The sequence below is a fragment of the Delftia acidovorans NBRC 14950 genome (assembly GCF_001598795.1).
In the GTDB taxonomy this organism is placed as follows: Bacteria; Pseudomonadota; Gammaproteobacteria; order Burkholderiales; family Burkholderiaceae_C; genus Comamonas; species Comamonas acidovorans.
Window position 1 is genome coordinate 121,391 of record NZ_BCZP01000007.1, and the last position, 16,935, is coordinate 138,325.

14 protein-coding genes and 4 pseudogenes are annotated in these 16,935 nt (G+C 64.3%); 8 read left to right on the forward strand and 10 right to left on the reverse strand.

Features of this window, described 5'->3' with window-relative positions:
- Entirely contained in the window at window positions 1-921 is a 921-nt protein-coding gene (locus DA1_RS11015; RefSeq protein ID WP_013801787.1) for a branched-chain amino acid ABC transporter permease, read from the reverse strand.
- A gap of 110 nt (window positions 922-1,031) precedes the next feature.
- The gene (locus DA1_RS11020; RefSeq protein WP_013801786.1) at window positions 1,032-2,207 is read right to left on the reverse strand and encodes an ABC transporter substrate-binding protein; all 1,176 of its coding nucleotides are present in this window, start codon (window positions 2,205-2,207) and stop codon (window positions 1,032-1,034) included.
- 197 nt (window positions 2,208-2,404) lie between these two features.
- Between DA1_RS11020 and DA1_RS11025 the strand changes: the two genes are divergently transcribed.
- Complete coding sequence (locus tag DA1_RS11025; protein ID WP_034395588.1) at window positions 2,405-3,310, forward strand: alpha/beta hydrolase; 906 nt, start codon at window positions 2,405-2,407, stop codon at window positions 3,308-3,310.
- Window positions 3,307-3,795, forward strand: coding sequence for a MarR family winged helix-turn-helix transcriptional regulator (locus tag DA1_RS11030; RefSeq protein WP_034395585.1), 489 nt, complete (start codon window positions 3,307-3,309; stop codon window positions 3,793-3,795). Before DA1_RS11025 ends, DA1_RS11030 begins: the two co-directional genes overlap by 4 nt.
- Before the next feature lie 22 nt (window positions 3,796-3,817).
- Here DA1_RS11030 and DA1_RS11035 read toward each other — a convergent pair whose 3' ends face one another.
- Complete coding sequence (locus tag DA1_RS11035) at window positions 3,818-5,431, reverse strand: sensor domain-containing diguanylate cyclase (protein WP_034395583.1); 1,614 nt, start codon at window positions 5,429-5,431, stop codon at window positions 3,818-3,820.
- Window positions 5,432-5,908: 477 nt separating this feature from the next.
- Here DA1_RS11035 and DA1_RS11040 point away from each other — a divergent pair, with 477 nt between their 5' ends.
- The gene (locus tag DA1_RS11040) at window positions 5,909-6,124 is read left to right on the forward strand and encodes a hypothetical protein (protein WP_034395578.1); all 216 of its coding nucleotides are present in this window, start codon (window positions 5,909-5,911) and stop codon (window positions 6,122-6,124) included.
- A 77-nt stretch (window positions 6,125-6,201) separates the two neighbouring features.
- Here DA1_RS11040 and dbpA read toward each other — a convergent pair whose 3' ends face one another.
- The gene (gene dbpA / locus DA1_RS11045) at window positions 6,202-7,602 is read right to left on the reverse strand and encodes an ATP-dependent RNA helicase DbpA (RefSeq protein WP_034395575.1); all 1,401 of its coding nucleotides are present in this window, start codon (window positions 7,600-7,602) and stop codon (window positions 6,202-6,204) included.
- A 13-nt stretch (window positions 7,603-7,615) separates the two neighbouring features.
- A pseudogene (locus DA1_RS31525) lies at window positions 7,616-7,923 on the reverse strand (transposase); the annotation flags it as partial.
- A gap of 226 nt (window positions 7,924-8,149) precedes the next feature.
- Here DA1_RS31525 and DA1_RS30355 point away from each other — a divergent pair.
- Window positions 8,150-8,644: a hypothetical protein gene (locus tag DA1_RS30355; protein ID WP_155294306.1), complete on the forward strand. Its 495-nt coding sequence runs from the start codon at window positions 8,150-8,152 to the stop codon at window positions 8,642-8,644.
- Between the two features lie 675 nt (window positions 8,645-9,319).
- Window positions 9,320-9,661 (forward strand): hypothetical protein, encoded by a 342-nt coding sequence (locus DA1_RS30360; protein WP_155294305.1) that lies wholly within the window; start codon window positions 9,320-9,322, stop codon window positions 9,659-9,661.
- A 126-nt stretch (window positions 9,662-9,787) separates the two neighbouring features.
- Here DA1_RS30360 and DA1_RS29590 read toward each other — a convergent pair.
- Window positions 9,788-9,946 (reverse strand): annotated as a pseudogene (locus tag DA1_RS29590) (IS5/IS1182 family transposase); the annotation flags it as partial.
- A gap of 720 nt (window positions 9,947-10,666) precedes the next feature.
- On the opposite strand from DA1_RS29590, the gene DA1_RS30365 reads away from it, so the two are divergent.
- Window positions 10,667-10,960 (forward strand): hypothetical protein, encoded by a 294-nt coding sequence (locus DA1_RS30365; RefSeq protein WP_155737650.1) that lies wholly within the window; start codon window positions 10,667-10,669, stop codon window positions 10,958-10,960.
- On the opposite strand, the pseudogene DA1_RS31530 reads toward DA1_RS30365, so the two are convergent.
- A pseudogene (locus DA1_RS31530) lies at window positions 10,935-11,117 on the reverse strand (DUF4113 domain-containing protein); the annotation flags it as partial. The gene DA1_RS30365 and the pseudogene DA1_RS31530 sit on opposite strands and share 26 nt — an antisense overlap.
- Before the next feature lie 26 nt (window positions 11,118-11,143).
- A pseudogene (locus tag DA1_RS31535) lies at window positions 11,144-11,263 on the reverse strand (DUF4113 domain-containing protein); the annotation flags it as partial.
- Between the two features lie 146 nt (window positions 11,264-11,409).
- Here DA1_RS31535 and DA1_RS11060 point away from each other — a divergent pair.
- Both DA1_RS11060 and DA1_RS11065 read left to right on the forward strand, forming a co-directional pair.
- Window positions 11,410-13,314, forward strand: coding sequence for a DUF1800 domain-containing protein (locus DA1_RS11060; protein ID WP_034395569.1), 1,905 nt, complete (start codon window positions 11,410-11,412; stop codon window positions 13,312-13,314).
- A gap of 51 nt (window positions 13,315-13,365) precedes the next feature.
- Window positions 13,366-14,814, forward strand: coding sequence for a DUF1501 domain-containing protein (locus tag DA1_RS11065; protein ID WP_034395566.1), 1,449 nt, complete (start codon window positions 13,366-13,368; stop codon window positions 14,812-14,814).
- A 46-nt stretch (window positions 14,815-14,860) separates the two neighbouring features.
- On the opposite strand, the gene DA1_RS11070 is transcribed toward DA1_RS11065, so the two are convergent.
- Both DA1_RS11070 and DA1_RS29605 read right to left on the reverse strand, forming a co-directional pair.
- Window positions 14,861-15,805: an oxidoreductase gene (locus DA1_RS11070; protein WP_230590907.1), complete on the reverse strand. Its 945-nt coding sequence runs from the start codon at window positions 15,803-15,805 to the stop codon at window positions 14,861-14,863.
- A 12-nt stretch (window positions 15,806-15,817) separates the two neighbouring features.
- Window positions 15,818-16,927: an SDR family oxidoreductase gene (locus tag DA1_RS29605; protein WP_080736936.1), complete on the reverse strand. Its 1,110-nt coding sequence runs from the start codon at window positions 16,925-16,927 to the stop codon at window positions 15,818-15,820.
- Window positions 16,928-16,935: the final 8 nt, after the last annotated feature.

Sequence of the window (16,935 nt, forward strand, 5' to 3'; positions counted from 1 at the left end):
TCAGCCTCGCGCGGGGAAAAGGCCGGAAGGCCGGTACACCAGCACCACCGCCATCAGCACATAGATGGAAATCGCCGCCAGCGTGGGCCCCACGCTGGATGCCACGGCCGGGGAGAACACCTGGCGCAGCAGCATGGGCAGAAAGGCCCGCCCCGCCGTGTCCACCATGCCCACCAGCAAGGCGCCAACCAGGGCGCCGCGTATGGAGCCTATGCCGCCGATGACGATGCACACCAGCACCAGGATGAGGATCTCTTCCCCCATGCCGACCTGCACCGAAGTGATGGGCCCCAGCAGCGCCCCCGCCACCGCCGCCAGCATGGCGCCCAGCGTGAACACGCCCAGGAACAGCAGCGGCACGCGCACGCCCATCAGCGTGGCCATCTGACGGTTGGAGGCGCCTGCCCGCACCAGCACGCCGGCGCGCGTGCGCGTCACGAACCAGTACAGGCCCAGCGCGGCAGCCAGGCCGAAGACGATGATCATCAGCCGGTAGGCCGGGTACATGAGATCGGGCAGCAACTGCACGGGCCCGGACAGCGCGGCCGGCATGTTGAGCATCACCGGCGCCGGGCCCCAGACCATCTTGACCAGGTCATTGGCAATGAGGATGACGGCATAGCTGCCCAGCACCTGGGCCAGATGGTCACGCACGGCCAGACGGCGTATCAGCACCAGCTCCAGCACCACACCCGCCACGCCCGTGGCCACGGCAGCCACCAGCACGGCCGCGGTGAACGAGCCCGTGCGCTGCATGGTCTCGGCCGCCACATAGGCGCCCGCCATGTACAGCGAGCCATGGGCCAGGTTCATGATGTCCATGATGCCGAACACCAGGGTCAGCCCGGCCGCGATCAGAAACAGCATCAGCCCGAACTGCAGGCCATTCAGCAATTGCTCCAAGAGCAGCGTCCACGTCATCCACACGCCCCCTGCCGCAGGCGCAGTGGCCCGCGCGCGGTCAACAAATCATCCGGCTTTGAAAATCAAGATCAAGGCACGCCGCGCCCGACGGGGGCGCGGCGGCGGGGTCACATCTTGCAGTCGTTGACGTAGACGTCTTGATATTTATCGAACACCTTGCCCACCAGCTTGTTGGTGATGCGGCCGCTGCCGTCCTTCTCGATCACGCGCTGGTAGTAGGCCTGGATGGGATAGTGGTTCTTGCCGTACGTGAAGGGGCCGCGCACCGAGGCGTAGTCGGCCTTCTCCAGCGCCTTGACAATGGCCTGGCGGTCCGAGGCCTTGCCGCCGGCCTGCTTGACCGCCGCATCCATGGCCATGATCACGTCATACGCCTGGGCCGCGTAGACCGAGGGGTTGCGGCCCTTGTACTCCTTGCGGAAGGCCTCGACGAAGGCCTTGTTCTGCGGCACGTCCAGGTCATGCGCCCACTGCGCGGTGTTGACCATGCCCAGCATGGGCTCGCCCACGGCCTGGATCACGTCCTCGTCGGCCGAGAAGCCCGGGCCGATCAGCTTGACGCTTTGCGACAGCCCGGTGGACACGAACTGCTTGACGAAGTTGATGCCCATGCCGCCCGGCAGGAAGATGTAGACCGCATCGGGCTTGGCCGCGCGGATCTGGGCCAGTTCGGCCGCGTAGTCGATCTGGCCCAGCTTGGTGTAGACCTCTTCGCCGGGCGCGGTCTTGTAGCCGCGCTTGAAGCCGACCAGCGCATCCTTGCCCGCCGGATAGTCGGGCGCCATGATGAACATCTTCTTGAAGCCACGGTCGGCGGCCAGCTTGCCGGCTGCCTCGTGGAAGGCATCGTTCTGGTAGGAGGTGCCGAACCAGAACGCATTGCACTGCGCGCCCGCGAACTGGCTGGGGCCGGGGTTGTTGGACAGGTAGGGCACCTTGGCGCCGAACAGCGCCGGGCCCACGGCCAGGGCCACGTTGGAGCCGATGGGACCGGTGAAGAAATCCACCTTGTCGCGCTGTATGTAGCGCGTGACCAGCTGGCGCGCCTGGTCGGGATTGCCGCCCATGTCGGTCTGCAGGAACTCGGCCGGCTGGCCGCCCAGCTTGCTGCCCAGTTGCTTGATGGCGAGGTTGAAGCCGTCACGCGCCTCGGCGCCCAGCGCGGCAAACGGCCCGGAAATATCGTTGGCGATACCGACCTTGATGGTGTCCGCCTGCGCGAGCGCGGGAACAAAGGCAGGGGCCAGGGCCGCTGCGGCCAGGAAGGGGGTGAGGAAACGCATGCTGCTGTGCTCCTTGCGCGGGCCGCGCGGATGGCAATCGGTGGTGAGGCAGTCTTCCGTCACGCTGGACGGGAAACTCTGTAAGGGCTGGAACGGTTGGCGCAGGTCTTAGTTTAGGTTTAAAGTATTTTGCAGAACAAGTCTGGGACTTGTACCAATACCTGCCATACAAACCATTTCGCGCCATCTCCGTTCCAATGCCCGCACTCTACCGTCACTACGACCGCGCCGGACTCGATGTCCAGTACAACGCCCGCGCGACGGTACCCGACATCACCCCCATCATCAAGGCCTATGCCGACGACAGCCGGGCCGCGCGCCAAAGCCTGCCCTGCGCGCTGAACGTGGCCTACGGCGATCATGCCGATGAGCTGCTGGACATTTTCCCGGCAGCAACCGGGGCGGCAGGCGCCCCTGTTCTCTTCTTCATCCACGGCGGCTACTGGCGGCTGCTGTCCAAGGACGACTCCAGCAGCATGGCGCCCACCTTCACGCACGCCGGCGCCGTGGTGGTGGCACTGAACTACTCGCTGGCGCCCGCCGTCACGCTGGACCGCATCGTGGACCAGACACGCCGCGCCCTGGCCTGGGTGCATGCCCACATCGCCCGCTACGGCGGCGACCCGGGCCGCATCCATGTCTGCGGCAGCTCGGCCGGGGGCCACTTGGCGGGCATGCTGCTGGCCGCCGGCTGGCATGCGGACTACGGCGTGCCCGAAGACGTGGTGCGCGGCGCCGCACCGCTGTCGGGCCTGTTCGACCTGCGCCCGCTGGTGCACACCCACATCAACGAATGGATGCGCCTGAGCGAGCAGGACGCCATTCGCAACAGCCCCGCCCTCCTGCCGCACGGCGCGGCCTGCCCGCTCATCGTCAGCTACGGCGAGAGCGAAACCGATGAATTCAAGCGTCAGAGCGACGACTACCTGGCCGCCTGGAACCTGCGCCGTGGCCCCGGTCCATCGTCAGGCCAGTACGTGGCCATGCCCGGCACCAACCATTTCGACATCGTGCTCACCCTGAACGACCCGGCCAGCCCGCTGACGCGCGCCATCCTCGCGCAGATGGGCTTGAGCGCCCCCACACCGCAGAACCAGCCATGACCCACGCCCCCGACCTGGAGTCGCGCGCCGCGCCCGACGACCACCATGCGCTGCGCCTGTGGCTGCGCATGCTCACTTGCTGCAACCTCATCGAAGGCGAGATCCGCAACCGCCTGCGCAGCGAATTCGACACCACCCTGCCCCGCTTCGACCTCATGGCCCAGCTGCAGCGCGCGCCCGAGGGCATGAAGATGGGCGAGCTGTCGCGCCACATGATGGTGACCAACGGCAACATCACCGGCATCACCGACCAGTTGGAGAAAGAAGGCCTGGTGGTGCGCACCAAGGTGGAGTCCGACCGGCGCAGCTCCGTGCTGCACCTCACCCCGCTGGGCCGCAAGACCTTTGCGCGCATGGCCAAGGCGCATGAATCCTGGGTCATGGGCATGTTCGGCGACATGCCGCAGGCCAGCCGCAACGACCTGTACCAGGCGCTGGGCGACCTCAAGCAGCAGGTGGTGGCCCACCGCTCGCCCATGGACTGAGCGCGCGCAGACCCAACCCCATTCAGCCCTGCACGCAGTTGCGCCCTGCGGCCTTGGCGCGGTACAGCGCACGGTCGGCCGCCTCCACCAGCGACACGGCGGCACCTTGGGTGGAGCCCTGCGTGGTGCCTTGTGTAGCGCCTTGGGTCGCGCCAGCCTCATCGCCCTGCGCCGTGGCCACGCCAATGCTGGCCGTCACATGGCCAAAACGGCTGATGCGGTGCTCCAGAGCCAGGCCCTCGATGCGCGCGCGCAGCCGCTCGGCCACCTGCTGCGCGCCGGCCTTGTCGGTATTGGGCAGCACCACGGCCAGCTCTTCCCCGCCATAACGCGCCGCCATGTCGCCGGGCCGTTGCACCGCCTGGGCCAGCGCGCTGCACACGGCCTGCAGGCAGGCATCGCCCGCCACATGGCCGTAGGCATCGTTGTAGCCCTTGAAGTAGTCCAGGTCGATCAGCAGCAGCGACAGCGGCGTGCCCTCGCGCGCAGCGCGACGGGCCTCGCGCTCCAGCACCTCGTCAAAGCGGCGGCGGTTGGCCAGGCCCGTCAACTGGTCCTGGGCGGCCAGCACTTCCAGCCGGCGATTGGCGTCCAGCAATTCCTCGCGCGCGCTGACCAGGGAGCATTCGGCGCGCGAACGCAGCCGCATCGCGGCCGTCAAGCGCCAGCCGATCAACGCAATCGCCAGAAACAGCCCCAGCACCACGGCTAGCGTCAGCAGCGCCTGGCGCCGCCAGGAGCTCAACGCCTCATCGCGGCCCAGGGCCACCGTGGTCACCAGCGGATAGCGCTCGCTGCGCAGAAAGGCGTAGATTCTTTCCGTGCCATCCAGGGCCGAGCGGAACGACGCCGTGCCCGACATCGCCCCCACGTAGTGGCGCAGGAAATTGGGCGACTGCGAGAAGTCCCGCCCCAGGTCCTGCTCGCGGAACGGGTGGCGCACCAGCAACTGCCCGCCCGGCGTGCTCAGCGCAATGGCCCCCTTCTCGCCAATATCGATCTTGCCGAACAGCCGCAGGAAATTCTCCACACCCAGCGCCACCACCACCGCGCCTGCAAACTGGCCCTCGGCGTCCGTATAGCGCCGGCTGATGGTGATCACCCATTCGCCCGTGGAGCGGCTGCGGATCGGCGGCCCGATGTAGATGCCTGACGATGCGTCGTCACGGTGGTGCGTGAAGTAGTCCCGGCCGGAGCTTTCCGATCCTTCGGGGAACGCCCCCTTGGACGACATCAGCCAATAGCCCTGCGCATCCACGATCAGCAGCTCGTTGAGCTGGTTCAGCAGCTGCTCCTGCCGGTTGACCAGATACAGCACCCGCTCCAGGAGCGCGGGGCTGGAGCCATCCACCTCCAGCCGCTCGGCAATGCCCAGCAGCAGCATGGAGCTTTGGGTGATCACGCCCTCGGCATAGGTGTTCAGTGTCTGGGCCAGGTTGCGGTTGCTGGTATCGACCTCGGCCAGCGTGCGCTGGCGCGCCGCCACCAATTGCCAGACCGTGGCCGCAGAAACCGACACGAACACCACCGCCAGCAACCAGGCCACCAGGCGGGCATCACGCTTCACGGGCCGGCCTCTGCCCCCGCACCAGGCCTTTGTCCACCAATCCCTCTCCATCACATGCACCTGCGCCATCTCGGCAGTCCTGCTGCCGTCCGATCTTGGGTTTTCTGCGTCCGGCTCAGCACCTGGGCAGCGTCTTTGCGCGGGCGCTTCCGACCTTGACCCAAGTCAAGCCGGAAAAACCCGCGAACCCCGTATTGTCCCCGGCTTCGGAAAAATCGGCCCGACGGGTTGGGATTGGGGGGTGCTGCCGGCTGGGTAGGCAACGTATTTGCGATAACATTTCGCCGTCCCTCAGCGGACACGGGCTTGGCGGCCCGGACACAGGCGCAGCAGCCGCCACCCTCTTGATGGTGTGCGGCTTTCAGTTTTCCCAGTGCTGCGCTGGACATGGCTTCATTTCAACGCAGCCATGCGAAACATCCATGCACAGGAGCCGCCATTGACCGACACCACCCTCCCCCGCACAGCGCATGCTGGCGCGCCAGTTCTCATTCCTGTCTCAAGGCACCAGCAGGCCGTGCTGGCTCATCGCTGAAAGGGACAGGCATGTACTACCCGATTGCCGAGGAAGAGCTGCAAGTGGTTCAGGACTGCATGCAGCAGATATCGCTGCTTGTGGACTTGGGCTGCGGGATTTCTGCCGTGCAAACCACGGTCGGGACTGAAGCGTTGTTGAGCTTCTTGATTGCACAGCGGGAGGCGCTGCAGGGGGCTGTTGAGGCGGTGCAGGCCCGGGAGGTCATGAGGGGGCCTGCGGGTTAGGCAGGGCCGCTTGAAGGGGCGGAGCGCGTTCAGCCAAGTGCAGACATTCGCACACCGACTGATGCGCCTGAAACCCCTCAATCCTTGAGCAAGCGCGCCTTCACCGTTCGCCCCTTGATCTTCCCGCTATTGAGCCTGGCAACCACGTCATGCGCAATCTTGCGGTCCACGGCCACATAGGTTGCGAACTCGTTGATGTCGATCTTGCCCACTTGCTCGCGGGTGTAGCCCAGGTCTGCGGTGAGCGCACCCAGCACGTCGCCCGGGCGGATCTTGTCCTTGCGGCTGGCATTGATGTGGATGGTGGCCTTGGATGGCAGGAGCCGGCCGCCGGGAGCCGGTGTCAGCTCGTCCAGCGGGTACCAGACGGATGGGCTGCCCTGCATCTGTTCGATGTTTCCGACCGCGCCCATTTCGTCCATCGTCGCAAGACTCAGGGCCAAACCTTTCTGGCCGGCGCGGCCTGTGCGGCCGATGCGGTGCACGTGCACTTCAGGGTCGGGCGTGATGTCCACGTTGATGACGGCGCCCAGATTGGTCACATCCAGCCCGCGAGCCGCCACATCGGTGGCGACCAGCACGGAGCAACTGCCGTTCACGAAGCGCACCAGCACCTGGTCACGATCACGCTGCTCCAGATCGCCGTGCAGCTCCAGCGCGCTGTAGCCCTGGGCCTGCAGCAGCTCGGCAAGGGCCCGGCAGCGCGCCTTGGTATTGCAGAAGGCCAGCGTGCTTTCGGGCCGGAAATGCTCCAGCAGGCGAGCCACCGAAGGCAAGCGTTCTTCCTTGTCCACCTCGTACCAGCGCTGCTCGATCTGCTCGCCGCTGTGCTGTGCGGCGACCTTGACCGTGACCGGGTCACGCATGAAGCGCGCGGCCAGCTTGGCGATGCCTTCAGGGTAGGTGGCGGAGAACAGCAAGGTCTGGCGCTGTGGGGGGCACTGCTTGGCGACTTTGGCGATGTCATCGACGAAACCCATGTCGAGCATGCGATCCGCTTCGTCAAGCACCAAGGTGTTCAGCGAATCAAGGTTCAGATTGCCCCGATCCAGGTGATCGATCACACGGCCGGGCGTGCCCACGATCACGTGCGCGCCGTTCTCCAGGCTCGCGTTCTGGCCGCGCAGCGGAACGCCGCCGGACAGGGTCACCACCTTGACGTTGTCTTCCGCACGCGCCAGTCGACGAATCTCGGTCGTCACCTGATCGGCCAGCTCGCGGGTGGGGCAGAGCACCAGGCCTTGCACCGAGAAATTGCGCGTATCCAGCTTGGCCAGCAGCGCCAGGGCAAAGGCTGCGGTCTTGCCGCTGCCGGTCTTGGCCTGAGCGATCACATCCTTGCCTTCAAGCGCAGGGGGCAGGCTGGCGAGCTGGATCGCCGTCATTTCAAGGTAGCCGAGCCGCTCAAGATTGGCGAGCGTTGCAGGCGAAAGCGCAAGTTTGTCGAAGGAATTGGGGGAAGCCGAGGGAGGAGTCATGGAGGCATTTTAAAGTTGGCGATTTCAAGACCGAAGCGCAACACATGCCAGCATGTGCAAGAAGACGGCCAGCGGGGGTGTTGAAGCCATGGATAGCACGAGATCTGCCATTGAGGCTGTCGACGATGGCGTCCAGGTCGTCCTGGCTGCACACGCTTAGATCAGTGCCCTTGGGCAGGTACTGGCGCAGCAGGCGTTGATGTTCTCACAGGTGCCGCATTGCCAAGCGCTGTGCGGATAGCAGAAGGGCACCCTTACGCCTCACCCACGTGGCTTGCTCATCTCCTTGTTCTGGTCGTACGTGAAGCTCTTGCGCATCGGGTCCGCGACATAGGATGCGCTCTCAAGCTGGCACGTATCCGGCTCGCGATGGGTGGCGCCCAATGCTGACTGTCGGCTTCCCGGTGCAGTCAAGAATTCACCCTCCCGGCCACAGCCATCCATACGCCCGGGCCGGTAAAATCGGGCCTGTAGCGGACGCCTGCTCTTAGCCTCCAGCTAGCAAGTAGCTATCAAACAAGAAAACCGAGGAAATATGCGACGTAGCTTGTACACGCTAGCCTTTCTATGCCTTTTTATGGGGGCAACTAGCGTAAGTGCTGAAGTTGTCGAGCTTCAGAATGTGAAGATTGAAGTACCCACCGGCTGGACCACGATGCCTTCCGCCAGTACTCGCTCAATTCGGCTAAGAGGACCAGGTGGCAAGGTTGAGATTACCGTTGTCGTTCACAACCATGGCGCGTCGTCGGATGGTGATATCGAGCAACTTGCCAAGCGTTTTTTGGAAGCCGAAACACAAGCTTTCGCAAGGACTGCAAGGGAAAGCGGCCTGTCAGTTTCACATCAGACTGCGAACGTCGGCAAGGAAGCCAGCCGGTGGCAACTGAAAAGCTCGCGCGGCCTGAGTAACGGCATGGAGCTTCGTGGGATTACTACCTTTGAAGCGGGTCGCGCCATCTCCATCGGTGCCGAATCGAAAAGCGCCGGACAATCCGAATTGGACATTGCAGTTCGGCTTGTAGCGAGCCAGATTGGCACTTGAGCGATAGCTTGGCGACGCCGAAAAGCACCGCAAACCCCTCGGTTGAACGGCGGCTTCCGAGAGCATCAGACAGTCGCTATGGGTCGAAACCACCAGTACAGATGGCGGGAAAGCGGTCGAGGGCGTAGCAAATGCCAGAGCGTGTTATGCACTTTCAAGTACCCGCATTGGCTCTGCGCGCAGAGCCAGCCCGAAGGGAAAGCCGGGGGCACCTAGCCGGGCAAGGGGCCAGGCTTTCGCGGGCACCTAAAAGTTCACAACACGCTCTAAGTCACTGAAGCCCTGTGACCAACGTACACCGGACAGCCATCGTTGCAGCAAATCCGGCCCACGAGCTGAACAGCCGCTCCTGGCGAGCAGCCTGAATGCACTTGGCCGCATCCATCGCCAGCAACCGCTGCAAAGCCGACGCCGGGAACCTCCCAATGAACGCCCGAAAAGGGTCGATACGAGCCAACTGGGACACGCGGAATCGGTCCTTCAAGCTGATACGCGGCGAACCGAGCAATCGACTGGCTACTCCCAAGGATGAAGCGGTCGTTCAAGACCGTCGTATGCGCCTGGCGAACTCATCTGCACCATTCGAGACCGCTCGCATGTCTTGGAGAAGTGGGCCGCCACGGCGCCTTCGGCAGAATGGCGTCTTGCAACAGAAGCGAAGCTGCCCATACGAAGATGACCAACTGCCTATACGAAGTTCCAGTACGTGTGCTCAATCACGAAGGCTGCGGGCTGCCAGAAGAGTTTGCGGGTGCTGTGATCACTTGCTATGTATCAGCATCTGACCCATTGTCGGCGGTCAAGCGCGCCAAGCTAGCAGTCGAGAAGCTCAGCTATGTATTCGATGACTTGGCATCTGACCAAATTCGAGAGCTGGACATCGGCGGATGGGACAAGTACGTTCGTCAAGCTTGGCCTGAAGCCGTTGCCGATATGCCGCTGCAGAGCGAGCTTCCAGCCCTTGTCGAGCGTGGCGTTGTCCTCTTGGGTCCAGCAATAGGATTCTTGAATCGTTAGGGACGGTCTGCACAACACACGCATTAACGAACGGATGCGCTGAACTCATTGCTCCGCAATACGGCCGAAGCCTGCTCCTTCTCATTTCACGTGCCTGCATCACCGGATTGGCGACCCGCTTGACCTGACCGCGCCACTGGTGCCGCGCACCGGATGAACCCAGCCAGATTCAACGTCCACTCTGATGTGGCACTTCATGCCGAAGTAACACCGCTGCCCTTTGTGGCGTTGCTTCATCTGCGGGTCGCTTTCGCCACTGCTGTTCTTGGTCGAACTGGGCGCGGCAAACCGGTCAACGCAACACACTCATCAAACATCTCAGCAGATGTTCTGAACCCCAGCGTCTTCCTGGGACGCTGGTTCAACTGCCTTGCAATCGCATCTGGTAACGGTGCATGCGGGCCCTCAATGTGTTCAGGTCCCAGACGCACTTTCGGGCGCGTCAGCCTCGGCAAGAAGGAACACCTTTGTACCAATAGGAACGTCTTCCTTCCGAAAGTCCTTCGGAAGAAGAATGGGGGCCGTGATGACAGCGGGGCGTGGTCGAGGCCCAAAGTTCAGCATCTCCAGCCCGCAGATGTGCGTATCCTGCACAGTTCCATCTGCCAGTTCCAGACGAATCGGCGTTCCAACCTTCACGGATGGCCCACCGGTTGCCGCAGCAGGGCCAGGTACCAGGATGCACCCACGTCCTGTGATCTGGAAGGCATCTTCAACGATGAATAGAAGGTTCACGGCCTTCGATGGTACGCGTGAAACTCGCACTAAGCGCTTGCTTCCTGTACGAAGCTGCTTGCAGAGGCTGGAAGCGGACCGCGAGCCAGCTTTACCGTGCGATGGGCGATGGGCTCAGGCCATCGCTCACATCACTCAGCGCCGGCCTTGAGCGTTCAGGTAGACAATCCATGAGTCTAAGTTCGGCGTCTAAAAGTCCATCACAGCAACGGAGCCACCAAACGGATAAGGTTCCACCTCACGATTACCAAGACGCCGGAAGACAAACCAATGATTGCCAACATTTTTCTCATCAGCATCATCGTTGTTGCCTTGGTTTTATTTTCCAGAGATCGCTACAACCACCGACGCGCTCTCAAGGTTGAGACAAGTTGGACATGCTTTCGATGTGGTGTCGAGCTTGGCCCCATGCAATCCGTTTTCATCAAAGTCGCCGGGGCAACCGCAGGAACCAAGGCCAGAGTCTGCGAGCGCTGCGCAAAGCGCGACGTTCACATTTGGTGGACTATCGCAGCAGCATTGGGAATGCTGTTCGTCATCACGGTTTTCTTTTTGCTTGCCTAAAATTCGCTGAATTCCGAGGCTGCTGCACGGCAGGCTTTGGCGTGAGACACGCGCAAGACTGCCCAGGGTCGGACACAGACTGCAATGCCCGAGCCTGCGGCAACTCGGAAATCTCTGCCGTGTAATGTGGAGAGCGCCGTTCCTGGCCCATGCTCCAGGACTGTGTTGCCCAGCTTGCCCCGTGCGGGCCACACGCACGGCGCCCTTCCCAAAGCGGCTATTGATAGTGTCCATGGCACGCATCACCCTGCTGCGGACCCAGACGAGACCCATGCGTCTTGGCCCAACGCTGTGTTTCTGCATGCCGCCCCTGCAACGCCTAACATCTTGACACGCTTTAGGACTGCAAAGTGTCCACTCACATCCGAAAACCTTGGAACACTCTGCGCCACGCGCCGAAGAGCGAGGCAGTTCGTTGCCACGCCCCGGCCGCCGCCTGAAAGCACGCAATGCACCCCACACCACAGGCTGCAGCCTCCACGCTGCAGCCGCCCGACCGCGCGCCCGCGAACTCCTTGCCTGCCTGCGCAGAGCCCGGCCATCTCGGCCACGAAGCCAGGAGTTCCTTGATGCCCCCCGCCATGGCCGCCTCCCTGGCGGCCGCCCTGCTGGTGGCCTGCGGGGGCGGTGGGGGCGATACGGCACCCGGTACCGGCAATGGAGGCAACGGCGGCACGGGCACCGGCCCTGGCGGCGGAACCGGTACCGGTACGGGCACCACGGCCACCCCCGCCAGCGACGAGGAAGCCGCGCGTTTCCTGCTGCAGGCGCAGTTCTCGGCCACCGACGAGGAGATCGCAGCGCTGCGCGCCAAGGGCTACGGTCCCTGGCTGGCCGAGCAGTTCGCGCTGCCCGTGGACACCACGGGCACGGCCTGGCTGACGCAGCGCGGCTACGGCGTGGCAGAGGCCGGCACGCGCTACGACAACGTCTCGTATCCCTCCGACTTCATGCTCTGGAGCCAGCTTTTCACGGAGCGCGACGCCGTGCGCAAGCGTGTGGCATTGGCGCTGTCGGAGATCATGGTCGTGTCCACCACGGGGCTGGAGCAGCCCTGGAGCATCTTCCTGGCCTCCGGCTACTGGGATCTGCTGAACCAGCATGCCTTCGGCAACTTCCGCACACTGTTGGAGGCCGTTACGCTCAGCCCGGCCATGGGCATCTACCTGAGCACGCGCGGCAACCAGAAGGAAGACGCCCGCAGCGGCCGCCAGCCCGACGAGAACTACGCCCGCGAGGTGATGCAGCTGTTCACCATCGGCCTCTACCGCCTCAACCCCGACGGCACCGAGCAGCGCGACGGCAGCGGCAACCGCATCGACACCTATTCGGCAGCCGACGTGAGCAACCTGGCGCGCGTCTTCACCGGCTACGACTACGACACCAGCAAGAACCAGCCCACCAACCTGAGCGGCAGCACGGTGACGGGGCTGCAGCAGGCGCTGCTGCCCATGGCCTTCAACGCCGCGCGCCATTCCACGCTGGCCGCCACTTTCCTGGGCACCACCGTGGCTGCGGGCACGTCGGGGCCAGCGGCGCTGAAGGCGGCGCTGGACACGCTGTTCAACCACCCCAACGTCGGGCCCTTCATCGGGCGACAGCTGATCCAGCGCCTGGTCACCAGCAACCCCAGCCCCGCCTATGTGGGGCGCGTGGCCGCCGCCTTCGCCGACAACGGCAGCGGCACGCGGGGCGACCTGCGCGCCGTGATCGCCACCGTGCTGCTGGACCCGGAGGCGCGCGGCGCGGCAGGGCTTGCCAGCCCCCAGTACGGCCGCCTGCGCGAGCCCATGGTGCGCTTCGTGCAATGGGGCCGCACCTTCGGGCTGCGGTCGGCACGCGGCACCTGGAAGATCGACAACCTGAGCGACCCGGCCACCCGCCTGGGCCAGAGCCCGCTGCGCTCGGGCTCGGTGTTCAACTTCTTCCGCCCGGGCTACGTGCCGCCCTCCACGCCCCTGGCCACGACGGGGCAGGTGGCGCCGGAGTTCCAGATCGTCACCGAAACCAGCGTGAGCGGCTACCTGAACTTCATGCAGAACGTGATCCGCTTCGGCTACTACGTGAACGCGCCAGACCTGCCCCAGGGCGGCAGCAGCGCGGCCAACGGCTTCGACATCACCTGCAGCTACGCCAACCTGCTGCCCCTGGTGGCCGACGCCGCCGCGCTGGTGCGCAAGGTGGCGCTGCTGCTGTCGGCAGGGCAGGTATCGGCCGCCACACAGGCGCGCATCGTGGCAGCGCTCAATGCCACGCCGGTGACGGCCACCAGCAACGCCGCCACCCAGCTCAACCGCGTGGCAGCCGCCGTGCTGCTGGTGATGGCCAGCCCCGAATATCTGGTGCAGAAGTGACCGAACAAGCGACCGAACAGGTGACCGTCTGCAAAGCAAAGCGATATCGCCATGAATTTCATCGACCCCGCCCGCCACACGCGCCGCGCATTCCTGCGCCGCAGCACGCAACTGGCCGCCGCCGGTACCGCCCTGCCCTTCGCCCTGAATCTTGCCGCGCTGGGCGAGGCCGCCGCCTTCGAGGCGAACGACTACAAGGCGCTGGTCTGCGTCTTCCTCTACGGCGGCTGCGACTACGCCAACACCGTCGTGCCCTACGACAGCACCCGCTACGGGCAGTACTCCACCATCCGCGGCGGCAACAGCGACGGCACGGCCGGTGGCATTGCCCTGGCCCGCGCAGCGCTGGGCAATACGCTGCTGCAACCCCGCACGGCGCTGGCCGGTGGCATGCAGTACGCGCTGCACCCGTCCATGACGGGCCTGGCCGGCCTCTTCAACGCGGGCCGCGCGGCGGTGCAGCTGAACGTCGGCCCGCTGCTGGTGCCGCTCACGCGGGCCCAATATGCCACCGGCGACCGGCGCAGCTACCCGCTGCCGCCCAAGCTTTTCTCGCACAACGACCAGCAGTCGGTCTGGCAGTCGCAGGGCGCCGAAGGCTCCACCGTGGGCTGGGGCGGCAACCTGGGCGACCTGGCGCTGTCGTCCAACGCCACGTCGCTCTTCACCTGCATCTCGGCCACGGGCAACGCCGTGTTTCTCTCGGGCGACCAGGCGCTGCAGTACCAGATCAGCCCGGGCGGCGCCGTGCCCATCAACGCCGTCAAGGGCGCCAACGTCTATGGATCGACCGCCGTGCGCGGCCTGCTGAGCGAGCTGGTGCAGACGGCCGGCAGCCACGCAATGGAGGCCGAGTACGCCCGCGTCACGCAGCGCTCCATCAGTGCCGAGGGGCAGATCTCTTCGGCCCTCTCCAGCGGCAGCCTGTCCACCGCCTTCCCTGCCAGCAACCCGCTGGCCGACCAGCTCAAGGTGGTGGCCCGGCTCATCGCCGGACGCAACGCGCTGGGCACGCGCCGGCAGGTGTTCTTCGTCTCACTGGGCGGGTTCGACCTGCACGACAACCTGATCGCCAACCAGCCGCAGCTGCTCGACAAGGTAAGCAGCGCCATGACGGCCTTCTACAACGCCACGGCCGAACTCGGCGTAGCCGACAAGGTCACGGCCTTCACCGCGTCGGACTTCGGCCGCACGCTGACTTCCAACGGCGACGGCTCGGACCATGGCTGGGGCAGCCACCACTTCGTCGTGGGCGGCGCGGTGCGTGGCGCGTCCTTCTATGGCGCGCCACCGCCCATCAGCGTGGGCAACGGCAGCGGCAGCGAAGACCAGTGGCATGTCGGCCAGGGGCGCCTGTTGCCCAGCACCGCCGTGGACCAGTACGCCGCCACCCTGGCGCGCTGGTTCGGCGTGGCGAATACCGAGCTGGCGGGGGTGCTGCCGCACATCGGCAACTTCGGCGGCTCGGCGTATCCCATCGATCTGGGGTTCATGGGCTGAAGCCTTGCTTTTGCGATCGCGGGCTTTGTGGTCAAGGCACGAATGATCAGCCGGGGCCGTCGCTCGCTGCGGCGAGAAGCGGCACCAGTACATCACCAATCGGTGTCGGAACTCCGCGCGCCCGGCCGCGGCGCGCGATGACACCGTTGCGGATATCCCATTCGAGCGGCCGGCCTGCTTCACGATCCGCCAGTATGGACGTACCCAGGTCGGCCGGGAATGCCTGGAACTTGTCGAGGATCGCCTGGGGGACCTCATCGCCCAGTTCAGCACCTTCGGCGCGTGCGACGGCCAGGCACTCCCTCAAATAGTCCAGAGTGAGTGTCGAAATGTCGTGCCGGCCGAACATGCCTGAGCGGCGATGCGTGAGTGCCATGAGCCCGGCCGCTGCGTTCTGCAGCAGCTTTTGCCACGCCAGGGATTTGAAATTCGAAACCAGGTCTACCGAGCATCGGGTGCCTTGCAGTGCCTGCGCGACCACGAGGGCAGCGGCCTCGTCAGGCAGGCTGATCCGGGCGTCGCTGCGCAGGAGCACCGACCCGTCGGGTTGCGCCTGTGCAGGGAACCACACGACTGCGGGAACGATTCGCCCCTGTGGGCACAGCGGAGTGACACTCTCCACCTGCTCAACCCCGTTTTGCAGGACACATACCACGGTTTGCGGACCGCTCAACGCCGCCAGCCAATGCGCAACCGCAGCAGTTTGAGTCGCCTTGACCGCGAGAAAAATGAGGTCCATCGGACCTTCGACCTGGGCCGGATCCGTTCTGACCGGGCCGGGAACCACGATGCGAAGACCGCTGCCGTGCAGCGTCAGGCTGTCGCGCGGCATACGACCGCACAGCAACGGCGTGCGACCGACTTCATGCAGCGCAGCAGCAACCGTTGTCCCGATTGCCCCGGGCCCCAGCACCGCGATGCGTGGATGGGTTGGTTGATTCACTGAAACGAGCTCCTTGATTTTGGTGCGCAGCGGCAACTCGGGCACCATTGAAAGCGGTGATTATGATGTTCCGCGCAGTGGAGGGGCAAGTCGGCGGGCCTTGCCTTTTGGAATGCAATATGAGTTGACATATATTGCAGTATTCCTCAACGACTGGCGCATATCCGGCTTTGCGATTCCGTGCCTTTGGGCAAATTGCTCCACTTCCGTCGTGTCAAAACGGGTTGTCTGGATAAAATCCAGGGCCTCGGCGCTGGTATTCAAAAACCTCGCCATGGGACGAATACCCAAAAGCCATTTCAGCAATCTCAGCGGAATATGATGCCCGGGCGCCTTCAGCCCAAGAGATTGGGCCACCTGCTTCAGGAGTTCCTGCAAGCCGGGGCTCTGGGCATCGAGGGCCAGCAGTTCCTGGCCCACCATGGAAGGATCAAAGGCGCAAGCCGCCACCAACTCGACCAGATAATCCACAGTGACCAGTGGCAACCAGTGCGCGGCAGTACCGGGTACTGCAGCCAGCTTTCCCTGCACCAGATTGCGTATCAGATCCACCAGTGGCTGGCCATCCGCTATATGCCCCGTGCGGCTATGACCGCAAACCGTGGCGGGGTGTACAACGATCATCTCTCCACCCTTGGCATTCATGAAGCTGAGGGTCGCGAAGTGCGCCTCCAGTTTGCTCGCCTCGTAAGCACCGACTTGGCGATAGATGGCAGGCCAATCCGTCAGCTCCGGATGGCCGGGATCAATCCCTATGCGTTGCAGATGTTCATTGTTTTTCAGCATGTAGCCACCAATCATCACCAACCGGCTCTCTTGCTCGGCCGCCAACTGCGCCACACGCCTTGCCCCTTCCACATTCACTGCACGTGCATGCTCCATCGAAAGGCCCCAGGCGAAGTGGGCTCCCAGATGGAATACGACCTTGGCCTGCCTCAGGACCTCTCTATCCGCATGGCTCAGACCGAGGTTTTCTTGCTCCAGATCGCCGGCTACGGCAAAGACGCGGGCTGCGACGCCACCCAAACCATCGACCTGCTGGCGCAGTTCAGCGAGGCGCTCCGGGCGACGCATCAGTACCCGAATGGTGTGACCTTTCGCGCTCAGGTACGACAGCAAATGCTGGCCGATGAAGCCCGTCCCTCCCGTAACAAAGCACTCCACGCTCATTTTTCTGC